The sequence below is a fragment of the Kribbella monticola genome (genome assembly GCF_003261635.1).
GTDB classification, from domain to species: Bacteria; Actinomycetota; Actinomycetes; order Propionibacteriales; family Kribbellaceae; genus Kribbella; species Kribbella monticola.
The window spans coordinates 317,502-333,262 of sequence record NZ_QFXK01000031.1; the positions used below are offsets into that span (position 1 = coordinate 317,502).

Here is a 15,761-nt window from a genome sequence, read left to right on the forward strand (position 1 = left end):
CGGACACCTGATCACAGCGATGGCAGTCAAACCTGCTCGTGCCGAGAGGACGATTTATGGTTGAACCATGGTCGACATCGAACACCCGAAGAAGAAGGCCGCCGGCGTACCGGCGGTGCTGTCGTCGTTCAAGTTCGGCTTCCGCGAGATGGGGCCGACCCGGACCGGCAAGGTCTTCTTGAAGATGAACCAGGACGGCGGTTTCGACTGCCCGTCGTGTGCCTGGCCCGACCCGGACCACAAGCGCAAGCACGCGGCCGAGTTCTGCGAGAACGGGGCCAAGGCGGTCGCCTGGGAGGCGACCCGCAAACGGGTACCGCGCGCTTTCTTCGCGGAGCACTCGATCGACCAGCTGAACCAGATCTCGGAGTACGAACTGGGCAAGCTCGGCCGGATCACCGAGCCGATGCTGCTGCGGGCCGGCGCCACGCACTACGAGCCGGTCGGCTGGGAGGAAGCGTTCCAGGTCGTCGCCCGGCACCTGAAGGCGCTCGTCGACCCCAACGACGCCGTCTTCTACACCTCCGGCCGGACCAGCAACGAGGCCGCGTTCCTCTACCAGCTCTTCGTCCGCGCCTACGGCACGAACAACCTGCCCGACTGCTCCAACATGTGCCACGAATCATCCGGTACTGCGCTGTCGCGGGTGATCGGCAGCGGAAAAGGTGCGGTCACGCTCGAGATGCTCGAAGAGGCCGAACTGATCGTCGTGGTCGGCCAGAACCCCGGCACGAACGCACCCCGGATGCTCAGTCATCTGGAGATCGCCAAGAAGCGCGGCGCCGACATCGTCTCGGTCAACCCGTTGCCCGAGCCCGGCCTGATGAACTTCAAGAATCCGCAGCGCCCGTCCGGCTGGGTCGGCAAGGGCACCGAGCTGGCGGACCAGCACCTGCAGATCCGGATCGGTGGCGACCAGGCGTTGTTCCTTGCCGTCGGCCACTTGTTGCTGCAGGCCGAGGCGGCTGCGCCGGGAACCGTGCTGGACAAGGCGTTCATCGACTCGCACACGAGTGGGTACGAGGTGTACGCCAAGCACAACGCGGAGCTGGACTGGGCAGCGGTCGAGCTCGCGACCGGGCTGAGGCGGGCCGAGATCGAGGAGTTCACGCAGCGGTTCATCAAGTCGAAGGCGACCGTGATCTGCTGGGCGATGGGGCTGACGCAGCACCGCGAGGCCGTTGCCACCATCACCGAAATCGTCAATGTCCTGCTGTTGCAGGGGAATATCGGCAAGCCTGGTGCCGGGCCGTGTCCGGTGCGTGGTCACTCGAATGTCCAGGGCGACCGGAGCATGGGGATCTGGGAGAAGATGCCCGACGCGTTCCTGGATCGGCTCGACAAGGAGTTCGCCTTCACCGCGCCGCGCGAGCACGGGGTCGACGCTGCGGCGACGGTGCAGCGGCTGCGCGACGGCGCCGTACGGGTGTTCTTCTCGATGGGTGGCAACTTCGCGATGGCGACACCGGATACCGAGGTTGTGCACAAGGGGTTGCGGGAGTGCGACCTGACGGTTCAGGTGTCGACCAAGCTGAACCGGTCGCATACGGTCACCGGGCGCGAGGCGCTGATCCTGCCGACGTTGGGGCGGACCGATCACGATCACACGCCCAACGGGCCGCAGTCGGTGACGGTGGAGGATTCTCAAGGCGCGGTGCATCTGTCCACCGGCAATCTGACGCCGCCGGCACCTGAGTTGAAGTCGGAGATCGGGATCGTCTGTGGGTTGGCGGCGCTCGTCGTACCGGAGGTCGGGCAGATTCCATGGGCCGACTTCGCCGACGACTACAGCTTGATCCGGCACCGGATCGGGCGGGTCTGTGACGGGTACGAGAACTTCGAGGAGCGGTTGCGGGCCAACGAAGGAGGCTTCCTGCTGGCGCATGCCGCGCGGGACAAGCGTGAGTTCAAGACGTCCGATGCGAAGGCGCAGTTCAGTGCGAACGAGTTGTCCTGGTTGCCGACAGAGCCGGGACGGCTACTGCTGCAGACGATGCGGAGTCACGATCAGTTCAACACCACGATCTACGGTCTGCAGGATCGCTATCGCGGGGTGGACGGCACGCGCCAGGTGGTGTTCGTGAACCCTGACGACTTGAAGGCGCTTGGGTTGAAGGATGGTCAGCGGGTCGACATCGTGAGTGAGTTCAAGGGCGTCGAGCGGAGGGCGGCGGGGTACCGGCTGGTCTCGTTCCCGACGGCACGTGGATGTGTGGCGGCGTACTACCCGGAGACGAATGTCCTGATGGCAGCCGACGACGTCGCCAAGGGCAGCAACACCCCAGTTGCCAAGGGTTTGACGGTTCGTCTGGAACCCGTCACCTGACGGATCGGCCGGAGGAACCGGGTCAGGCTGGGGCCGGGTCGGGCTGGGGCCGGTCGGCTCAGACGACGAGGCGCCCCGTCGCGGGAGTTCCGCGGCGGGGCGCCTTCGTAGTACGGGCTGGAGGGTCAGCCGACCGGGGTGAGCTCACGCTCCTCTTCGGGGGTGGTGGTGGGGGCGGCGTGCTTGGGGTGCTTGCCGCGCAGCCACTTGGGGGCCCACCAGTTGGCGTCGCCGAGGAGGGTCATGATGCTCGGCAGGACGACCGCCCGGATGATGGTCGCGTCGATCAGGATCGCGACCGCCAGGCCGACACCCAACTGCTTCATGTCCAGGGTGCTCAGGGTGGCGAAGACCGCGAACACTCCGATCATGACCGCCGCCGCGCTCGTCACCACACCGGCCGAACCGGTGATGCCTTCGGCAACGGCCTGCTTGGTCGGCACGCCACGCAGTACGGCTTCACGGATCCGGCTCACCACGAACACGTGGTAGTCCATCGACAGCCCGAACAGCACCACGAAGAGGAACAGTGGCAGCCAGGACACGACCGCTCCGTTCGACTTGAAGTCGAGGATGCCCTCGGCCCAGTGGTTCTGGAAGACCGCGGTGACCACGCCGTACGCCGCGCCGGCGCTCAGCAGGTTCAGCAGGATCGCGGTGACCGCGACCACCACGGACCGGAACGTCACCATCATCACGATCATCGTCAGCAGCAGGACGAACCCGATTACCAGCGGCAGCTTGGCCCGGGTGTGGGCCGCGTAGTCGACGTCGGCAGCTACGAACCCACCGACGGCGTACTCCACGCCCGGCACCTTGCCGACCGTCTCCGGCATGAGTTCCTTGCGCAGCTTGGTCAGCGAGTCACGCGCCTGCTGGCTACCACCCTCGTACGGCGTTGCCACCTCGAGCGTGGTCACAGTGCCGTCCTTGGAGACCCGCGGCTCCTCCAGCCCGTCCTGTGCGAACAGGCTGTCGGACTGGGTCCGCTTGACCAGGTCGGCCAGCGCAGCCTTCACTGCCGGCCGCTGGTTGGCAGGAGCCCGTACTGCGACCTCGTGGCTGGTGCCCGTGCTGGGGAAGGCCGCAGTGAGCCGGTCGTACGCCTTCATCACCGCGGTGTCGCGCGGCAGGTCTTCGGTGCCCGGGAACTTCAGCGTCATCCCCAGTGCGGGCGACGCGACGGCCAGCAGCGCGGTGACAGCGACCAGCAGCGTGGCAACCGGGTGCTTCAGAGCCGGCTTCAGCATGGTGGGCCAGAAGCGGGGCTTGGTCTTGTTCGCCGTCAGACGCCACAGCAGCGGGATGCGCGGGCGATCGACCCAACGACCGAGCTTGGCCAGTACTGCGGGGAGCACGGTCAGCGAGCCGACGACAGCCACGGCGACGACCAGGATCGAGCCGACCGCGAAGGAGGAGAAGACCGCGTCACGAGCGAGGAACAGGCCGGCCATCGAGATGATCACCGCAGTACCGGACACCACGACTGCGTGACCGGAGGTGGCCGCTGCGATCTCGACCGCGTCGACGTGGCCACGGCCCTTGGCGCGTTCCTCGCGTTCGCGGCGGAGGTAGAAGAGCGAGTAGTCGACGCCTACCGCCATACCGATCAGCAGGATGACGCTGTTCACCGCGTCGACTGCTGGGACAAGTTGTGAAGCGGCTGCGGAGAGCCCGATCGCGGCGGCTACCGCGGACAGCGCCAGCACCAACGGCACCGAGGCCGCGATCAGTGCGCCGAACGCGACCAGCAGGATCGCCAGCGTCACCGGCAAGCTGAACATCTCGGCCCGTTTGAAGTCCTTCCCGAGCGTCTCGTTCAGTGCCTTGTCGATCGACTCGCCGCCGACCTCCTCGACCCGCAGGTTCGGGTTCTCCTGCTGGATCTTCGCGGTGGTGTCGAGCAGCGGCTGGACCCGGTCGTCGGAATCGCCGTCCTTCAGGGTGACCCTGACGATCAGCGCTTGCTTGTTCGGGGACAGCATCGGCTTGGCGACGTCGGCGACTCCCCCGAGTGCCCGCATCCGCTGGGTCACGACGCCGGCGACCTTGTCCGCCTCGGCCTTGTCGAGCTGGCCGGACGGCGCCGTGATCAGCACACTCTCGATGTCCGGATCGTCGAAGTTGCCGGACTTCACGATGTTGTCGGCCCGGGTCACCTCGCCGATGTCACCCTCGTTGTCCGACTGCTTCGTGCCCGTCACCGAGCCGAGCGCGAAGCACGCGATCACGACGGCGACCCACATCGCGATCGCCCGCCACGGATGGGTGGCGCTCCAGCGTGCCGCCCGCACCGTGATCTGTCCCCTGGCCATGGTTCCTGCCCCTCCGCGCCGCCTCTGGCGCACACCCTCCAGTCCGGCCCGACGCCGCACTGACTCACGGGTCTCAGCCTGTTGGACACCACGGTGTCCCCACCATGCAGGAAGCCACCGACTCCACCCTGGTGCCAGCCCCACCCCACCCTCGGGGTGAACGTGGATGCACCCTTGGGGTCCCGCCGACGCGACCCCTGGCGTCGCCGCTCCCCACCCCTCAGCTACGGGCTTCTGCGTCGCCCTCCCCACCCGTCCGCTACGGGCTTCTGCGTCGCCCTCCCCGCCGTGTCGCTCAGGGTCGCGGTTTGGTGGGACCAACGGTCGCGGGGTTGTGGAGCCCGAATCCGGCGCGCTCCGTGCGGGTCACCCGCCCAGGTCGGGCAGGCCCTCCCAGCCCACTCCGGACCTCCCAGCCCACTCCGGACGCACCATCGATCCGATCCGCACCCGTTCGGCCGCTCCTGAGCCCATCGACCTCCAGTGCCCAGCCGCTTCACCCCGGCGCTCCCCGGGGGCGAACCCACACTTTCGACCGCCAACCCCTCATCCGGTGGGCTGGCGCACGGCATACAGCACGCCAACCCACACTTTGGACCGCCGACCCCTCAGATGGTGGGTTCGCCCCCGGCGGGGTGCAGATGGCGATCGGTGGTGGGGTGCCAGCGACGCGGGATGCCGGCGACGGCAACAGTCGCGTGGGCGGGAGCCGCTCGCCGGAGTCGCATCGGCCGGGCTCAGAAGTCGTCGAGGGTGAGGTTGGCGGCGGCTGAGACGCCCTCGAGGTAGCCCTCGGCGCGTTCGGACTTGGGGAAGCGGTGGACGAGGGTCCAGAAGGCGGTGTTGTGGGAGGGCTCGATCAGGTGGGCGAGTTCGTGAACGAGGACGTAGTCGACGACCCAGGCGGGCATCGACTGCAATCGGTCACTCAGACGGATCGAGCGGTCGCTCGGAGTACAGGATCCCCATCGTCTGTTTTGGTTCGAAACCCAGCGGACGGACGCAGGTTCGGGCACCTCTGGGAGGTGGCGACACGCGAGTTCGTGTGCTCTGGCCAACAATTTTTCGTCCGACACGCGGGATCGGCTGCGCTGCTTCTCGAGGCGCTGGAGCATGGTTTCGACCCAGCGCGCCTCCTCGGCGGCGGACAGCCGGTCGGGCATCAGGACGACCACCCGCTCGCCGTCGCGATAGGCGCTCACGGTGCGCTTGCGGCGCTTGCTGCGACGGATGTCCACATACGGCGGGATCGAGCGCGGTGGAGACTCGGCCATGGGTCAGACGCTACCGCACCGAATCTTCCAACTTTCTTCTGTCCACACCCTGTGAATTGACGTTTCCGCAGGTCAGGTGGCTTTCGGCGGCGGGCGCGACCAAGTTTGTTCACATCCTGTTCCCCCGTTCGTCCACAGCGTCGAACGGCGCGCCCCACAGCTTGCACACAGGTTTATCCACAGGGGTGGACAACCTGGGCTTGCCACCGGGACGCGGGCCTGGCAGCGTCTGTGCCAGCAGGCTCCCGGACCGCCTCCGGGGCCGCTCGGAGGGGAAGCCGAGTGGTTCCGAAGGCGGACAACCGGGAGCCTGTTCAGTGTCACGACGAATCCCGGAAATGGTTTTCCAAGCGGCACGCGGACCGGGAGTTGCGCTTGAGCGGCTCCCAGCCTGCCGTAGGGTGAATCCCGACTGGGCCGAACGGCCTACGGCAGGACGGTCTGCCGTTAGCATCCACGACGGCCAGGGGTTATGTGCCCCGGCTGGTATTCAGAGCAAGGAGAGGGCCCTCATGGCAGAGACCTGGAGCGGCGAGTTCTACTGCGTCAAGTGCAAGGCCAAGCGCACCGCCGACGGCGAGGTCAAGGTCAACGACAAGGGCACGCGCATGGCCAAGGCCAAGTGCCCCGAGTGCGGTACGAACCTGAACCGGATCCTCGGCAAGGCCTGACGCACCAAGTCGTAGGGGCGGCGGTGGACCTTCGGGTCCACCACCGCCCCTCCGTCGTTCCACCCGGTACGACGGACCGCCGGCTGGGGTCGGCGCGGCGACGCCGGCCCGCGTCCCGGCGTACGAGATGGAAGTGGTACCGGCCCGCGTCGGGGTACGAGATGTAGTTGGTACCGGCGCGTGGGTGGGGTGGCGAGGGTGCGGCTTGGGTGACCGGACAGAATGGGGGCGTGTCCGACCTCCCCCGCAAGGCGCTCAGCCGTACTGCGAAGCTGGCCAGCCTGCCGTTAGGTGCCGCCGGGCGCGCGACCGTCGGCCTGGGCAAGCGGATCGGCGGTGCTCCCGCCGAGGCCGTGATGGCCGAGTTCCAGCGTCGTACCGCGGATCAGCTGTTCTCCGTCCTGGGTGAGCTCAAGGGCGGCGCGATGAAGTTCGGGCAGATGCTGAGCATGATGGAATCGGCGATGCCCGAGGAGCTCGCGGCGCCGTACCGGGCGACCCTGACGAAGCTCCAGGATTCCGCTCCGCCGATGCCGGCCTCGACCGTGCACACGATCCTGTCGCGCGAGCTGGGCAAGCGCTGGCGGGACCGGTTCGAGGAGTTCGACGACCTGCCCGCGGCGGCAGCGTCGATCGGCCAGGTCCATCGGGGCATCCTCAAGGACGGCCGCGAGGTCGCGATCAAGCTGCAGTACCCGGGTGCCGCTGAGGCGTTGCGCGCCGACCTGCGCCAGCTCGGCCGGTTCGCGCGGACCTTCGGCTCGCTGTTCCCCGGTCTCGACATGAAGCCGCTGGTCGCCGAACTCCAGGAACGCATCGGCGAGGAGCTCGACTACGACCGTGAGGCGCAGGCCCAGCAGCAGTACGCCGATGCCTTCAAGGACCACGACGAGTTCGTCGTCCCGCGCGTCATCAAGCACTCCCCCACCGTCATCGTGTCGGAGTGGATCGAGGGCACGCCGCTGTCGAAGGTGATCGCCGACGGCACGAAGGAGGAGCGGGACGAGATCGGGCTGAAGTACGTCCGGTTCATGTTCAGCGGTCCGCGGTACGCCGGTCTGCTGCACTCCGACCCGCATCCGGGCAACTTCCGCGTGATGCCCGACGGCCGCCTCGGAGTCGTCGACTTCGGGCTCTGCGCGCGACTCCCGGACGGCCTGCCGCCCGCGATCGGCCGGCTGCTGCGGATCTCGCTGGAGGGCGACGGGGCCGCGGTCCTCGCCGGATTGCGCGCGGAGGGGTTCATCAAGCCGCGGATGGACATCGATCCGGACCAGTTGATGGAGTACCTGGCACCCTTCGCCGAACCGGCGCGGGACGAGACGTTCCAGTTCAGCCGGGCCTGGATGCGCGCGCAGGCGAACCGGACGAGCGACTTCCGCTCCCCCAACGCGACCCTGGGCCTCAAGATCAACCTGCCACCGTCGTACCTGCTCATCCACCGCGTCTGGATCGGCGGCATCGCGGTGCTGTCCCAATTGGACACCGAAGCCCCGTTCCGCTCGGTCCTCCAGGAACTCCTCCCCGGCTTCGCAGACGACTAGCCCGTACGCCGTTCCGCGGCACCCCGGTTCACGCCGGTCCGCGGCACCCCGGTTCACGCCGGGCGAGGCATGTCGTACTCGGCCTCATCACCACCCGCCGAGCCGGCGCCTCGGTCCGCCGCACGGGTCGACCCGTGCTCACCACCAGGCGCTGTCGAGCTTTCCCTCGATGCTGCGGACGTTCTCGCGGGCGCACTGGTCGCAGTACAGGAGCTTGCGGCCGTTCTCGAGCGAGGTCATCCAGGTGATCGGCGCCTCTTCGGATTCGGCCTGCCGGCCGCAGAGGGAGCACGTTGCGTTGGGCATGCTTCCAGTATCGAACAATTAGGCTCCGGCGTATGCGTTGGCTGGTGCACGGTGAGGAAGTGGTGTGGAGCAGTCGGTGGTTGCGGGTCTGCCGTCTGGACGTCGAGCAGCCGGACGGCCGGCGCGTCGCCTACGACGCAGTACGGCTGAGTGATGTCGCTGCGGCTGTCGTCACGGATGCAGAGCAGCGGGTGCTACTGCTGTGGCGGCACCGGTTCCTGACCGATACCTGGGCGTGGGAGCTGCCGATGGGGATCGTGGAGCTGGGTGAGGCGCCGAGCGATGCGGCGGCGCGGGAGGTCGAGGAGGAGACCGGGTGGCGGCCGGGGGCGCTCACCGCCTTGATTCGCTCCGAGCCAGGCGCGGGGATCATCGACTCGACGCATCACGTCTTCCGGGCGACGAGCGCGTCGTACGTCGGGGAGCCGGTCGAGCGGAACGAATCGGACCGGATCGAGTGGGTTCCGCTGGCCGACATACCGGGAATGATCGCGCGCCAGGAAATCGTCAGCGGAATCACCTTGGTGGGTCTGCAACAGGTGCTGCTGACCGAACTGCTCGCGAAGGCGTGACTCCGCTCGACCTCAGGGTTGGGTCGGCCAGGGAGATCACCTCCCTGTGGCTGGGCCTGCAGGACGACACGGCGTACCGGCGTACCGGCGTGGACGTGCCGAGGGGCGGCATCCGGATGGATGCCGCCCCTCGTTCAGTGTGTCCGGCGCCTGGTCAGAAGTGCCGGGGGTGGTGGTAGATCAGACCAACCGGGCGAGGGTGAGGCGTGCCCTTGCACTGGCCCTCTCCGCGCGACGGGTGGCCCGCTCGGCCTGCTTCTGAGCCCGGGCGATCTGGGTCGCCAGGTGGAAGCGCCGGTTCTGCTCCGCGTCGTTCAGTTTGGAACGACAATGAGCACGAGCGAGATCTTCTTGAAGTAAATGCATTTCAACTCTCCTGGGTGAAGTCTGGGTCTTCATGGTTTGTCGTCTCGATTCGGGTGGATGAGGTCGTTCAGGCGGCGGTAACGGTGTCGCACTTACGTGGACGCCCACGGGGCCGCTTGCGCGGAACCACAACACCTTGGACGAACAGTTCGCCGCCCCACACTCCCCACGGCTCGGAACGCTCGAGCGCTCCGGCCAGGCACTCGGCCTTGAGCGGGCAGGTGGTGCACAACGACTTTGCGTGCTCGACGTCCGCCGGCGATTCGGCGAAGAAGAGCTCTGGCGCGTAGGACCGACAGGGCAGGTCCTGCGACGTTGCAACCTCGGTGAAGGCATCGAGGAAGCTAACGCTCATTCCGGTCACCTCCTAGTGACTGTCTTGCTGTTCTCTTGCTGTCTTCGACGACCACCGGGTGGTGGCCGACAAAACTGTGTCGGACAAACAAAAGGGCCGCGGGACCCTGGTGAGGGTTCCGCGGCCTTGGAGGTGCCGGCTGACTTCGAGTCAGACCGGTGGACTCCATGCTCGAGAACCCTCGCCGCCGTACTTCGCATCGCCCACAGCTGCGCCCTGGAACTGGGCGAAACCGGTGGCCATGAGCACAACGGACGCGTGCAGGCGCGTCGGGACGGCACCCTGGATCTGGGCGCACGACGGCACGCTGACGCCGTTCGGCTTCATCGGGTTGATGGTGATCATTTCCAAGGCACCTCCTCTCGTTGTGGCGAAGCGGGCGGTTAGCTCGATCGCTATGGTTTGAAGTTTTCGGCCACACCTCGACCGCAGAAAGAACAGTACGCCGACCTCGTCAGGGCCCGCAAACTATTTAACGCCAGTTTGCGAAGTTGGCCGGAAGTTGCCGCCGCGAGGTCCGGATCTTGCTTCCGGAGCACCGTTCGGCACGCTCCGGCGCGTCTCCGGCACCCTCCGGGATCGTTGCCTCTGTCATCTAATTGCCAGCTCTGCCCTGAGCAGAACCTGCCACCCCACCACCATGCGCCCCCACCGGACACCCCGCAACGCAATTACCCCTGCGCGCAGGGCGGACCGCCAGGCCATCAGTAGTCGCGGGTGGAGCAAGCCCGGCAGCGGAGGCGAGGCGACGCATAGAGACAGTGGCCGCGTACTGATGGCGTGGCGGTCCGGATCCGGCGCACGGCAGCGAGCCACGAGACCTCGCCGGAGAGGCCCGAGGCAGTGGGCCCGAGAAAGGAGCCCGAGCTGCGGGTGCGGGCAGTGGGTGGGAGAAAAGGGGCCCGAGGCGGTGGGTGTGGGAGAGGAGTCGGTCAGCGGGTGCAGATGTTGACTACTGGTTCGCCGTACTTCGAGACCTTGGTGCGGCCGATGCCGGGGATGCGGAGGAGTTCGCGTTCGTCGGTGGGGCGGGTTTCCGCGATCGCGATCAGGGTCGCGTCGGTGAAGATGACGAAGGCGGGCATGCCCTCCTCGGCGGCGCGCTCGGCCCGCCACTCGAGCAGGGCGTCGTACAGCTTCTGGTCCATCGAACCCGGGCAGTCCTCGCACCGGCCGAGTTTGCGGGCGGCCGCCTCGAGCAGACCGCGGCCGCAGACCCGGCACTTCGGGATCGGCTTGTCCGAGCGCACCGACCGCGGCGTACCGGCTCGCGCCGACGACGGCTCCCGCTCGGCGGCGCGGGAACTGCGCACCCCGATCGGGTCGAGGAACCTGGTCGGTCCGCGCTGACCGCGCCCGCCCGGTGAGCGCGAGGTCGACCAGCTGACCGACAACTGGTCCTTGGCCCGCGTCACGCCGACATAGAACAGCCGCCGTTCTTCCTCGACCTGGGCCGGGGTCTGGGCGTAGCTGATCGGCAGCGTGCCCTCGTGCGCGCCGACGATGAAGACGCAGCTCCACTCCAAGCCCTTCGCGGCGTGCAGGGTGGCCAGCGTGACGCCCTCGGCCAACGGCGCGTGCTGGATCGACGCGCGCCGGTCGAGCTCGGCCATCAGGTCGGCGAACCCGGCCTCGGGATGCGCCTTGGCGAAATCGGACGTCATCGTGACGAGCGCGGCCAACGACTCCCAGCGATCGCGGACCGCACCCTTGCCCTCGGGCGGGTCGGCCTTCCAGCCGGCGCCACCGAGGATGCCGGTGACGGTCTCGACCAGGTCGTCGCCGGCGGCCGTGCCGGCCTTCGCCTGACCGCGCAGCAGCATCGCCGCCTGCCGGATCTCGGCGCGCTCGAAGAACCGCTCGGCACCTTTCAGTACGGCGGGGATCTTCCGCTCGGCCAGCGCCTGCTCGAAGTTCTCGGACTGGGCGTTGGTCCGGAACAAGATGGCGATGTCGCGCAACGCCGTACCGGAGTCCTGCAGGCGGCTGATCGCGCGGGCGACGGCGTCCGCCTCGGCGACCTCGTCCGGATATTCGCGGTACATCGGCGTCGGGCCGGCCTCGCGCTGTGAGCGCAGGGTGACCCGGCCGGGCAGGCCGGACGGGCCGGCCGCGTCGAGCACCTTGTTCGCCACGTCGACGATCTGTGGGGTGGAGCGGTAGTCGCGGACCAGCTTGATCACCGCGGCCGACGGGTGGCGCTGGGCGAAGCGGACCAGGTTCTCCGGGTCGGCGCCGGCCCAGGAATAGATGGTCTGCGCGGGGTCGCCGACGACGCAGACGTCCTCGCGGCCGCCCAGCCACAGATCGAGCAGGCTCTGTTGCAGCGGGGAGACGTCCTGGTATTCGTCGACGACGAAGGTCCGGTACTGCCGGCGGATCTCGGCGGCGACCCGCTCGTCCTCGGCCAGCAGCGCGACCGCGCAGAGCAGCACGTCCTCCAGGTCGATCCGGCCGCGCTCGATCTTGACGTCCTCGTACGCCGCGAAGACGCGCGCGATCGTCGCCGGGTCGAACGCGGCCAGCGCCCGGCCGGACTGCGGCGCGATCTTCGCGTAGTCGTCGGGGCGGACGTTGCTCACCTTCGCCCACTCCACCTCGCCGGCCAGATCACGCAGTGCGGAGGTGTCGACGCGGACCCGGCAGCGGCCGGCCGCCTCGGTCAGCAGCGGGAACTTCCGGTCGATGATCGGTGGCAGCTCGCCACCGAACACCTTCGGCCAGAACCACCTCGCCTGCCGGAGCGCGGCGGAGTGGAAGGTGCGGGCCTGGACACCGTTCGCGCCCAGCTGGGCGAGGCGGCCGCGCATCTCACCGGCCGCGCGCTGGGTGAACGTCACGGCCAGCACGCGGGCGGGGTCGTAGGTGCCCGTGCGTACGCCGTACGCGATCCGGTGGGTGATCGCGCGGGTCTTCCCGGTGCCGGCTCCGGCCATCACGACGACCGGGCCGTGCAAGGCGGTCGCGACGGCACGCTGCTCGGGGTCGAGGGCCTCGAGCAGTTCGTCGGCGGACCGGCCGGCGACGGCCTGCGTGATGTTGCTCACGGACTGAGACATGCGGGAACAGCACTCCCACTACAGCGGTTCGGATACAAGGTAGAGCCACCCTAGACGGGCCGTCGGACAGAATCCGCAGCCCGGCGTTCACGAGAGACGGAGCAAGCCGACGATGGCGGCATTCACGATGTACTCGACGCCCTGGTGCGGTTACTGCCACCGGTTGAAGGGCCAGCTGAAGCGGGCCGGCATCGAGTTCACCGAGGTCGACATCGAGCAGGTTCCGGACGCCGCGAAGATCGTCGAGAAGGTCAACAACGGCAACCAGACCGTCCCCACCGTCGTCTTCCCCGACGGCACGGCGATGACCAACCCGAGCATCGCCCAAATCGCGGACAAGCTCGTCGCCTGACACTTACCGAGGGCTGGGCGCCGGGTGTAGTACGGGCAGATGATTCTCATGCCCGGCCCGCGTGGTCGCCGAACTGGTCTGCAGGTGGCTGTCACGGCTGTTGCCGTGCTTGCGTTGGCCGTACCCCCGGTGCCGGCCGTCGCGCAACCGGGTGTCGCTGAGAAGGCGCTGGTCTTCGGTGCGTGCCCGACCGAGCTCGCCACGCCGTACCCTGCGCTCACTTGCGCCACGTTGACGGTCCCGCTGGACTACGCGAAGCCGCACGGCGCCAAGATCTCGGTGCTGGTGTCCAAGCACGCGGCCAACAAACCGTCACAGCGGATCGGCTCGCTGGTGGTGAACCCTGGCGGCCCCGGTATCAGCGGCGCGGCGTACGCCGGTTCGCTGACCAGACCGGACCCGACCGGCTTCACCCGCCTCGACACCGCCGTACTGGACGCCTACGACATCATCGGCTTCGATCCACGCGGCGTCTTCCTGACCTCGCCGGTCAGCTGCGCGGCCCCCGACCACTTCAGCGCGCCACAGCCGGACCCGGACGCCAAAGCAAGCCGCAGCCAGCTGTGGAACCTGTGGAGCAGCTACGCCGACGGCTGCTACGCCAACAACAAGGCACTCCTTCCGCACCTCGGCACCGTCGACGTCGCCCGAGACATGGACGCAGTCCGCGCCGGACTCGGTGAGAACAAGCTGAACTACCTAGGTCTCTCCTATGGCACCTACCTCGGCGCCGTCTACGGACAACTGTTCCCCCACCGAGTCGGCCGGATGATCCTCGACGGCAACGTCGACCCCACACCGAAAGACCTGTGGTACCAGCTCACGCTGGCCCAATCGACCGCCTTGCAGAAGCGGTTCGACCACGACTACCTGACCTGGGTAGCGAAGTACGACGACGTCTTCCACCTCGGCACCACCGTCGCAGCCGTCCGCGCCGCCTGGAACAAAACCCTCACCGACTTCCGAACCACCCCACACGGAGTCGTCGGCGGCAGCGAACTGCTCGGCACCGCGTACGGCGTGATGTTCGCCGAAGCCGCCTGGATCCCGTTCACCGAAGCACTCAGCGCCTACGCCATCCACGGTGACGACAGCCTCGTGACCGACTTCGCCGCCCCCTTCCTGGATGCTGACGCAGAGCAAGCCACCGCGAGCTTCACGTCGGTGATCTGCGCCGACTCGGCCTGGCCGCGCGAACGATCGACGTACGAAAAGGACGCCGGCAAACTGGCCCGGGCGTCGCAGTTCGCCTGGTACAACATGTGGACCAGCGCCAGCGCCTGCCAGAACTGGGCCTTCGACAACAACCACCCACTCAAGATCACCGGCAAAAACCTGCCCGGCATCCTGCTCTTCAACTCCATCGGCGACCCCGGTACGCCGTACGCCGGCGCCCTGAAGATGCACAAGACGCTGCCCACCTCGATCCTCGTCACCGAGAAGGACTCCGGCAAGCACGGCGTCTTCGCCAACCCCCACCCCACCGTCAACCCAGCAGCAAACGCCATCGGCACGCACTACCTCCTCACCGGCAACCTCCCCACCACCGACACCACCGTCCCCGGCCACCCGCTGCCGATCCCAACACCCGCCTGACCGCGCGGCCCGCTAGTGGTGATGAGGGGTGCCGCGGTGGGATCTTTGGTGCGTGGATCTTGAACTGGGGGCCGTGGAGTGTTTTGTCGCGGTGACGGCGCAGCGGCATTTCGGGCGGGCTGCGGCGGCGTTGGGAATCTCGGTCTCCGCGGTGACCAAGCGGATCCAGCGGCTCGAGGCCGACCTCGGCGTACCGCTGATCGAGCGGGACTCGGGTGGGTTCCTTGGGCTGACGGCCGCTGGGCAGCGGTTCGTGCAGGTTGCGCCTGGGCTGCTGCGCGCAGTACAGACGGCTCGGTTTGCTGCAGTGGGCGAGCCGGACACGACGCTGAGACTGGCGGTGCCGGCCGGTGTCGGAGTTGTGGCACCGCTGCTGCCCGCCGCGCTGGCGACATTGGAGCTGGCCCTGCGGCACACGCATCCCGGCGTCGCGGTCGAGTCAGTGCCGACCCCGTTCCCCAGGCTGAAGCCTGACCTGCTCAGTTCCGCGGTGGATCTCGTGCTGACTTTCGGAGCCTCGGCCGAGCCGCTGGTGCAGTCGACGCGGCTGTCGCAGATCTACCGCGTCGGCCTGGTCAGCGCCGGCCATCCGCTGGGCCGCCGGCGTACGGTCCCCGTCGAGGAGTTCGCCCAACTGCCGATGCTGCTCAATCCGGAGCTGCCCGACGACTACATGCTCCCGTTCGTCCTGGCCGACGTCCGCCCGCTCACCGAAGCCACCCTCGTCCCGATCGACGCCTCGAACACGGCCCACGTCGCCCAGCGGATCCTGCTCGGCCGTGAAGTGACGGTCGTGCCGGTCGCGCTGACCGCGAACCTGCCGCCCGAGCTCAAACGCATCGGACTCACCGGCGTCCCGCCGACCTATTACTACACCCACCATCGCCGCGACGACGTCCGCCCGGAACTGCGGACGGCGATCGAGCTGATGGCCGATTTCACCGACTCCATCTCGCGCGCGGCGCTGGCCCTCGACCGCTGACTCGGCGAATCCACGACCCGGCTCCGCGCCCTGTTTCCCGCCC

General features: G+C 68.0%; 13 protein-coding genes. 7 read left to right on the forward strand and 6 right to left on the reverse strand.

The window, feature by feature from the left end; translation table 11 throughout:
- Positions 1 to 67 precede the first annotated feature (67 nt).
- Positions 68 to 2,326 (forward strand): FdhF/YdeP family oxidoreductase, encoded by a 2,259-nt coding sequence (locus DIZ26_RS20860; RefSeq protein WP_112243972.1) that lies wholly within the window; start codon positions 68 to 70, stop codon positions 2,324 to 2,326.
- Positions 2,327 to 2,451: 125 nt separating this feature from the next.
- On the opposite strand, the gene DIZ26_RS20865 is transcribed toward DIZ26_RS20860, so the two are convergent.
- Together DIZ26_RS20865 and DIZ26_RS20870 are read right to left on the reverse strand one after the other, a co-directional pair.
- On the reverse strand, positions 2,452 to 4,641 hold the full coding sequence (locus tag DIZ26_RS20865; RefSeq protein ID WP_232828489.1) for an MMPL family transporter: 2,190 nt from the start codon (positions 4,639 to 4,641) through the stop codon (positions 2,452 to 2,454).
- 737 nt (positions 4,642 to 5,378) lie between these two features.
- The gene (locus DIZ26_RS20870; RefSeq protein ID WP_112243974.1) at positions 5,379 to 5,915 is read right to left on the reverse strand and encodes a M48 family metallopeptidase; all 537 of its coding nucleotides are present in this window, start codon (positions 5,913 to 5,915) and stop codon (positions 5,379 to 5,381) included.
- Positions 5,916 to 6,427: 512 nt separating this feature from the next.
- Here DIZ26_RS20870 and DIZ26_RS37940 point away from each other — a divergent pair.
- Positions 6,428 to 6,586, forward strand: a complete 159-nt coding sequence (locus DIZ26_RS37940) for a DUF5679 domain-containing protein (protein ID WP_012922897.1) — start codon at positions 6,428 to 6,430, stop codon at positions 6,584 to 6,586.
- 230 nt (positions 6,587 to 6,816) lie between these two features.
- Positions 6,817 to 8,130 (forward strand): ABC1 kinase family protein, encoded by a 1,314-nt coding sequence (locus tag DIZ26_RS20875; protein WP_112243976.1) that lies wholly within the window; start codon positions 6,817 to 6,819, stop codon positions 8,128 to 8,130.
- 138 nt (positions 8,131 to 8,268) lie between these two features.
- Here DIZ26_RS20875 and DIZ26_RS37945 read toward each other — a convergent pair whose 3' ends face one another.
- The gene (locus DIZ26_RS37945; protein WP_198676196.1) at positions 8,269 to 8,436 is read right to left on the reverse strand and encodes a hypothetical protein; all 168 of its coding nucleotides are present in this window, start codon (positions 8,434 to 8,436) and stop codon (positions 8,269 to 8,271) included.
- A gap of 32 nt (positions 8,437 to 8,468) precedes the next feature.
- On the opposite strand from DIZ26_RS37945, the gene DIZ26_RS20880 reads away from it, so the two are divergent.
- Positions 8,469 to 9,008 (forward strand): NUDIX hydrolase, encoded by a 540-nt coding sequence (locus DIZ26_RS20880; RefSeq protein WP_112243978.1) that lies wholly within the window; start codon positions 8,469 to 8,471, stop codon positions 9,006 to 9,008.
- Between the two features lie 433 nt (positions 9,009 to 9,441).
- Here DIZ26_RS20880 and DIZ26_RS20895 read toward each other — a convergent pair whose 3' ends face one another.
- The 3 genes from DIZ26_RS20895 to DIZ26_RS20905 form a co-directional block, all read right to left on the reverse strand.
- Positions 9,442 to 9,729, reverse strand: a complete 288-nt coding sequence (locus DIZ26_RS20895) for a WhiB family transcriptional regulator (protein ID WP_112243984.1) — start codon at positions 9,727 to 9,729, stop codon at positions 9,442 to 9,444.
- Between the two features lie 150 nt (positions 9,730 to 9,879).
- Complete coding sequence (locus DIZ26_RS20900) at positions 9,880 to 10,074, reverse strand: hypothetical protein (protein ID WP_112243986.1); 195 nt, start codon at positions 10,072 to 10,074, stop codon at positions 9,880 to 9,882.
- Positions 10,075 to 10,661: 587 nt separating this feature from the next.
- Entirely contained in the window at positions 10,662 to 12,788 is a 2,127-nt protein-coding gene (locus DIZ26_RS20905) for an ATP-dependent DNA helicase UvrD2 (protein ID WP_112243988.1), read from the reverse strand.
- Positions 12,789 to 12,900: 112 nt separating this feature from the next.
- Here DIZ26_RS20905 and DIZ26_RS20910 point away from each other — a divergent pair, with 112 nt between their 5' ends.
- The 3 genes from DIZ26_RS20910 to DIZ26_RS20920 are packed head-to-tail and all read left to right on the forward strand — an operon-like array spanning position 12,901 to position 15,718.
- Positions 12,901 to 13,140, forward strand: coding sequence for a mycoredoxin (locus DIZ26_RS20910; protein ID WP_112243990.1), 240 nt, complete (start codon positions 12,901 to 12,903; stop codon positions 13,138 to 13,140).
- Positions 13,141 to 13,179: 39 nt separating this feature from the next.
- Complete coding sequence (locus DIZ26_RS20915) at positions 13,180 to 14,736, forward strand: alpha/beta fold hydrolase (protein WP_112243992.1); 1,557 nt, start codon at positions 13,180 to 13,182, stop codon at positions 14,734 to 14,736.
- 52 nt (positions 14,737 to 14,788) lie between these two features.
- A complete protein-coding gene (locus DIZ26_RS20920) occupies positions 14,789 to 15,718 on the forward strand; it encodes a LysR family transcriptional regulator (RefSeq protein WP_198676197.1) in 930 nt (309 codons plus the stop codon).
- Positions 15,719 to 15,761: the final 43 nt, after the last annotated feature.